Consider the following 6000-nt stretch of genomic DNA (forward strand, 5'->3'; position numbering starts at 1 on the left):
GTTAAAAACTTTCAAAGAATAACTTATCGAATTATTGATATATTGTGGAATAAGTTACAAATTACGTGGTGTGCAATTTTTTATCTTTACGCTCACGACTCTGCTAAATCTGTGTCAAGTAAATTCTTTTCTGGTGTCTTTTCCATCAATGGAGAAGATATAGGGAGTTTAGAGGCGGGAATGTGTGCCAGCCAGCCCAATCCCCTGAATACCCCGATTTGTAGGGAAATTATTTAAATCAAGCCGCAAAAGCGGAAGTTTTGGTGAAATTGAGAAGATTTAGTTAGGTGCGAAGAAGAGGTAAAAAAGAATTTTGATTCGTAAGAAGAGGGTACAGTAGAGGCGCTAGGTCGTTTACCCCTAGAAGGGGATAACACTGGTGAGGAGGGCTACCACCGCTACCAAAGTGTCAGCCGGAAAAAAACTGCTACCCTTTGCCAAAAACAACCCTTAACAAAAATTTTTACCGTTCTTTTCCCCGATGAAGGGGGAAAAAATCGGGTGAGGGGAAGTTGCACAAAACGTGATTTGATAATTAACAAGAGTGATTTCAGGGAAGGATAAAATATGTCTTACGCTCAAACGAAGACTCAGAGCAAGTCTGGGTATCAAGCCGGGGTTAAGGATTACAGACTAACTTATTACACACCCGATTACACACCAAAAGATACCGATCTTCTAGCTGCGTTCCGCATGACACCCCAGCCTGGTGTTCCTCCCGAAGAAGCAGGTGCGGCTGTAGCGGCTGAGTCTTCCACAGGTACTTGGACAACTGTGTGGACAGACTTGCTCACCGACCTCGATCGCTACAAAGGTCGTTGCTACGATATCGAACCAGTTCCTGGTGAAGACAACCAATATATTGCCTACGTTGCCTATCCTCTGGACTTGTTTGAAGAAGGTTCTGTAACCAACGTTTTGACCTCAATTGTAGGTAACGTATTTGGTTTCAAAGCTCTACGGGCACTGCGTTTGGAAGATATTCGCTTTCCTGTTGCTTACATCAAGACCTTCCAAGGGCCTCCTCACGGTATCCAAGTTGAGCGCGACAAGTTGAACAAATACGGTCGTCCTTTGCTGGGTTGTACCATTAAGCCCAAATTGGGTCTTTCTGCTAAGAACTACGGACGCGCTGTATACGAGTGCTTACGTGGTGGTTTGGACTTCACCAAAGACGACGAAAACATCAACTCCGCACCATTCCAAAGATGGCGCGATCGCTTCTTGTTCGTAGCTGAAGCTATCAACAAATCCCAAGCAGAAACCGGTGAAATCAAAGGTCACTACCTAAACGTTACCGCTCCTACCTGTGAAGAAATGCTGAAGCGGGCTGAGTACGCAAAAGAACTCAAAATGCCCATCATCATGCATGACTACCTAACCGCAGGTTTCACCGCCAACACCACATTGGCTCGTTGGTGTCGTGACAATGGTATTCTGCTACACATTCACCGTGCTATGCACGCTGTAATCGACCGTCAAAAAAATCACGGTATCCACTTCCGTGTATTGGCTAAAGCCCTACGTTTGTCTGGTGGTGACCACATCCACACCGGTACAGTAGTTGGTAAGTTGGAAGGTGAGCGCGGCATCACAATGGGCTTCGTTGACCTGTTGCGTGAAAACTACATTGAGCAAGACAAGTCTCGTGGTATTTACTTTACCCAAGACTGGGCTTCTCTACCTGGTGTAATGGCAGTTGCTTCTGGTGGTATCCACGTATGGCACATGCCCGCGCTGGTAGAAATCTTTGGTGATGACTCCGTACTACAATTCGGTGGTGGTACTCTGGGACATCCTTGGGGTAACGCTCCTGGTGCAACCGCTAACCGCGTCGCCTTGGAAGCCGTTGTTCAAGCTCGTAACGAAGGCCGCAACTTGGCTCGTGAAGGTAACGATATCATCCGCGAAGCTGCCAAGTGGTCTCCTGAACTAGCTGTTGCTTGCGAACTGTGGAAAGAAATCAAGTTCGAGTTTGAAGCAATGGATACCGTCTGATCTGGGTTAACAGTTAAGAGTTAAGAGTTAGAGACGCGATTAATCGCATCTGTACAGTAGAGACGCGACGCCAGTCGCTACAACGGGGAGGCAGTCCGTTGGACGGCTTCGCCGACTTGAAGGAACTGCCGTGGGCACCCCCCCAATACGCTGGCTGATGAATCGCTTCTGTACAAGAGTTAGGATTTGCATTAATTCATAACTCATAACTCATAACTCATAACTCTTCAGGGCTGGGGTCAAGCATGAATCTTAAGCAAATTGCGAAGGACACAGCCAAGACTCTCCAAAGCTACCTGACTTATCAGGCTCTAAGGACAGTATTGGCACAGCTAGGCGAAACGAATCCTCCATTAGAACTTTGGCTGCATAACTTTTCTGCCGACAAAATTCAGGATGGTGAATCGTATATTGAACAACTGTTGCGAGAAAAACCAGATTTGGCTTTGCGAATCATGACTGTCAGAGAACACATTGCGGAAGAAATCATCGAATTTTTACCAGAAATGGTTCACACTGGCATTCAGCAAGCCAATATGGAACAGCGTCGTCAGCATTTAGAACGCATCACACGAATAGACACATCTAACCCCAGTCTGCAACCAGAACAGCAAGCAACTTCAGATCCGAATTTGGATAACTTATCCAATTAGTTCGCTCAACCTAGTAGTCAAAAATCGCAACCCATTATCAAAAGCTATGCAAACTTTACCAAAAGAGCGTCGTTACGAAACCCTTTCTTATCTGCCACCTCTGTCTGACGCTCAAATTTCCAAGCAGATCCAGTACATTTTGAATCAAGGTTACATTCCAGCGATCGAGTTTAATGAAACTTCTGAGCCAACAGAATTATATTGGACAATGTGGAAGTTGCCTTTGTTCGGTGCTAGATCCACTCAAGAAGTATTGAGCGAAGTTCAAGGATGCCGTTCTCAATTCAATAGCAGCTATATCCGTGTTGTGGGTTTTGACAACATCAAGCAGTGCCAAGTTCTCAGCTTTCTTGTTCACAAACCTAACAAAGGCAACAGATACTAAAGCAAGCGTTGCTTTAAGTAATTAGTTTATCTTCATAGGAGAGGTGGAATTATCTGCCTCTCCTATTTTTTAAATTTGTTTTGAAACGCAGAGGGACGCAGAGAATAACTCCGCGCCCCTTTGTGTAAATCTCTGCTTTTTTAAAATATAATACATGGAATTACAGCATCTGCCGGAAGTAAGAATTTGCTTTGTTGGTGACTCCTTTGTTAATGGTACTGGCGATCAAGAATGTCTTGGTTGGACAGGGAGAGTATGTGCTAATGCTAATAAAAAAGGTTATGACATTACTTACTATAATTTAGGAATTAGGCGTGATACGAGTACTGATATATCAAAGCGTTGGTTACAGGAAGTATCACTGCGATTACCCAAAGAATATGATGGCAGAGTTGTGTTTTCTTTTGGATTGAATGACACAACATTAGAAAATGGTAAAACTCGTGTGGATTTGACAGATTCTATCAAAAATGCTTGTGAAATTTTAAGTAAAGCTCAAAAGTTATATCCTGTTTTGATGGTTGGCCCTGCACCCTACGCAGAACAAAAAGATAGTCAAAGAACGAACAGAAATACTGATTTATCTAAACAGTTTGCTTTAATTTGCAATAAATTGAATATACCTTATTTAGACGTTTTGACCATATTAGAAAAATCAAACATCTGGATTAATGAAGCAAGAGCTAATGATGGTGTTCATCCAAGAGCAGGCGGTTATACAGAGTTTGCCCAAATAGTAGAAAATTGGGACGCTTGGTTAAATTGGTTTCTTCTAACTTAATCAAACATTCAAAGTTAGTATAGTGGTAGCACCTAATTTTGATATCCAAAGGTGGTAACTATGCAACAAATTACTCTAGCTGAAGCATCTCAAAACTTACCCGACTTAATTGAAGCAGCACTAGGAGGTGAGGAAATTATTATTATCAAAGATAATCAACCTTTGGTGAAGTTAACTCCTGTATCATCACTTAAACACCGCCGTCAACCTGGAAGCGCAAAGGGTTTAATTACAATATCTGATGACTTTGATGCACCACTCGAAGAGTTTAAGGAATATATGGAATGAGATTACTGTTGGATACACATACTTTTATTTGGTATGTGACAGATAATTCAAGACTTAGTAATCAAGTAGTAGAATTAATCAATAATGAGAATAATGAAATTTTACTAAGTATTGCTAGTCTATGGGAAATAGCTATTAAGCAGAATTTAGGCAAGCTTAGTTTCAATCAGCCATTTGAGATATTCATCACACAGCAACTCAACCTGAACGATTTTAGGTTACTCGATATCAAAATTAGCCATGTTACTGTTGTTGCCACACTACCCTTACATCACCGTGATCCATTTGACCGAATTTTAATTGCACAATCGGTAGTGGAAAATATACCTTTGCTGAGTGCTGATAAAATTTTTGATGCATATCCAATAAGACGTGTATGGTAAATAGTGTTGCTTTTCTACCAAAAGATAAATAAACAGTTATCACCAAAAAAACTTAACATTATTGCAGTGCTAGGTAGATAATTTTATGGGTTACTATATCGCTCCCCGCTTTCTGGACAAACTGGCTGTCCACATCACCAAAAACTTTCTAAAGCTTCCTGGCGTGCGAGTTCCCGTGATTTTGGGTATTCACGGACGCAAGGGAGAAGGCAAAACATTTCAATGTCAATTAGTCTTCGAGAAAATGGGTATCGAAGTGACTAACATATCTGGCGGCGAATTGGAAAGTCCAGATGCAGGAGATCCAGCACGGTTGATTCGGCTGCGCTATCGGGAAACAGCAGAACTGATCAAAGTACGCGGCAAAATGTGTGTACTGATGATTAACGATTTAGATGCGGGGGCTGGACGCTTTGATGAAGGTACTCAATATACTGTAAATACGCAGTTAGTGAATGCCACATTGATGAATATTGCTGATAATCCCACAGATGTGCAGTTGCCTGGAAGCTATGATTCCACGCCTTTACATCGTGTGCCGATTATTGTCACAGGTAATGATTTTTCCACTCTCTATGCACCGTTAATTCGGGATGGACGGATGGAGAAATTTTACTGGGAACCAAACCGAGACGACAAGGTGGGGATTGTCAGGGGAATTTTTGAATCAGATGGACTGTCACAGAGGGAAGTTGAACAGCTAGTTGATACTTTTGTCAATCAGTCTATTGACTTCTTTAGTGCTTTGCGGTCGCGCATTTATGACGAACAAATCCGCAACTACATCCATAAAGTAGGTTTTGAGCGGGTATCCTTGAATGTGGTTAATAGCACTGAAGGGCCACCAGAATTTAGAAAACCAGATTTCAGCCTGTCTCATTTAATCGAGTCTGGTAACTTCCTCGTTGGTGAACAAAAACGAGTGGAAAATTCCCATTTGGTTGATGATTACAACCGACTCAATCGAGGTAGAAATTCTCAATCTGCACCACCAGCGGCTGTAACACCAATTAATCAGCCCTCAAGCAATGGTGCAACTCAAGAACTAAAAACTAATGGATTCCAAAAGCAGGAAGCATCAATTACCCATTTGAGTTTGGATACACAAGCTCAAATTAGGCAATTATTATCTCAAGGTTATAAAATTAGTGTTGAACACGTAGATGAACGCCGCTTCCGTACAGGTGCTTGGCAAACTTGTGTTCATAGCCACATTGATGCAGAGTCTGATGCAATCTCAAATTTGGAATCAACTCTGACAGAATATAGCGGTGAGTACGTGCGTTTGGTTGGTATTGATCCAAAAGCCAAGCGCCGGGTGGTAGAGACAATTATTCAACGTCCGAATGGAAAGAATTAGTCATTAGTCATTAGACCTGCCTTGAAAATAGGGACTGGGGATTGGGGAATGGGGAAGAAATATTTTCATTCCTTCATTAGACTTCTTGCATAAGTCGGGAAAAGGGGAAGGTGGGGCCCCCTCTGGGGATAAGGGGCGGGGGGAAGGGGAAA

7 protein-coding genes are annotated in these 6000 nt (G+C 42.5%); all 7 read left to right on the forward strand.

Annotated features, from left to right (window positions below; genetic code table 11):
- Positions 1-567 precede the first annotated feature (567 nt).
- The gene (locus tag RMZ43_RS30370; protein ID WP_322652354.1) at positions 568-1998 is read left to right on the forward strand and encodes a form I ribulose bisphosphate carboxylase large subunit; all 1431 of its coding nucleotides are present in this window, start codon (positions 568-570) and stop codon (positions 1996-1998) included.
- A 245-nt stretch (positions 1999-2243) separates the two neighbouring features.
- Positions 2244-2651 carry a RuBisCO chaperone RbcX gene (gene rcbX, locus RMZ43_RS30375; protein WP_322647727.1) on the forward strand — a complete coding sequence of 136 codons (408 nt, stop codon included), beginning with the start codon at positions 2244-2246 and terminating at the stop codon, positions 2649-2651.
- A 46-nt stretch (positions 2652-2697) separates the two neighbouring features.
- The gene (locus tag RMZ43_RS30380) at positions 2698-3036 is read left to right on the forward strand and encodes a ribulose bisphosphate carboxylase small subunit (protein WP_322647726.1); all 339 of its coding nucleotides are present in this window, start codon (positions 2698-2700) and stop codon (positions 3034-3036) included.
- A 154-nt stretch (positions 3037-3190) separates the two neighbouring features.
- A complete protein-coding gene (locus RMZ43_RS30385) occupies positions 3191-3817 on the forward strand; it encodes a GDSL-type esterase/lipase family protein (RefSeq protein WP_322647725.1) in 627 nt (208 codons plus the stop codon).
- A gap of 60 nt (positions 3818-3877) precedes the next feature.
- On the forward strand, positions 3878-4105 hold the full coding sequence (locus RMZ43_RS30390; RefSeq protein WP_322647724.1) for a type II toxin-antitoxin system Phd/YefM family antitoxin: 228 nt from the start codon (positions 3878-3880) through the stop codon (positions 4103-4105).
- Positions 4102-4488: a type II toxin-antitoxin system VapC family toxin gene (locus RMZ43_RS30395; protein WP_322647723.1), complete on the forward strand. Its 387-nt coding sequence runs from the start codon at positions 4102-4104 to the stop codon at positions 4486-4488. The genes RMZ43_RS30390 and RMZ43_RS30395 overlap by 4 nt, the downstream gene beginning before the upstream one ends.
- A gap of 85 nt (positions 4489-4573) precedes the next feature.
- Complete coding sequence (locus RMZ43_RS30400; RefSeq protein ID WP_322647722.1) at positions 4574-5848, forward strand: ribulose bisphosphate carboxylase small subunit; 1275 nt, start codon at positions 4574-4576, stop codon at positions 5846-5848.
- The last annotated feature ends 152 nt before the right edge of the window (positions 5849-6000 follow it).

The sequence above is a fragment of the Nostoc sp. CmiVER01 genome (assembly GCF_034531135.2).
In the GTDB taxonomy this organism is placed as follows: Bacteria; Cyanobacteriota; Cyanobacteriia; order Cyanobacteriales; family Nostocaceae; genus Nostoc.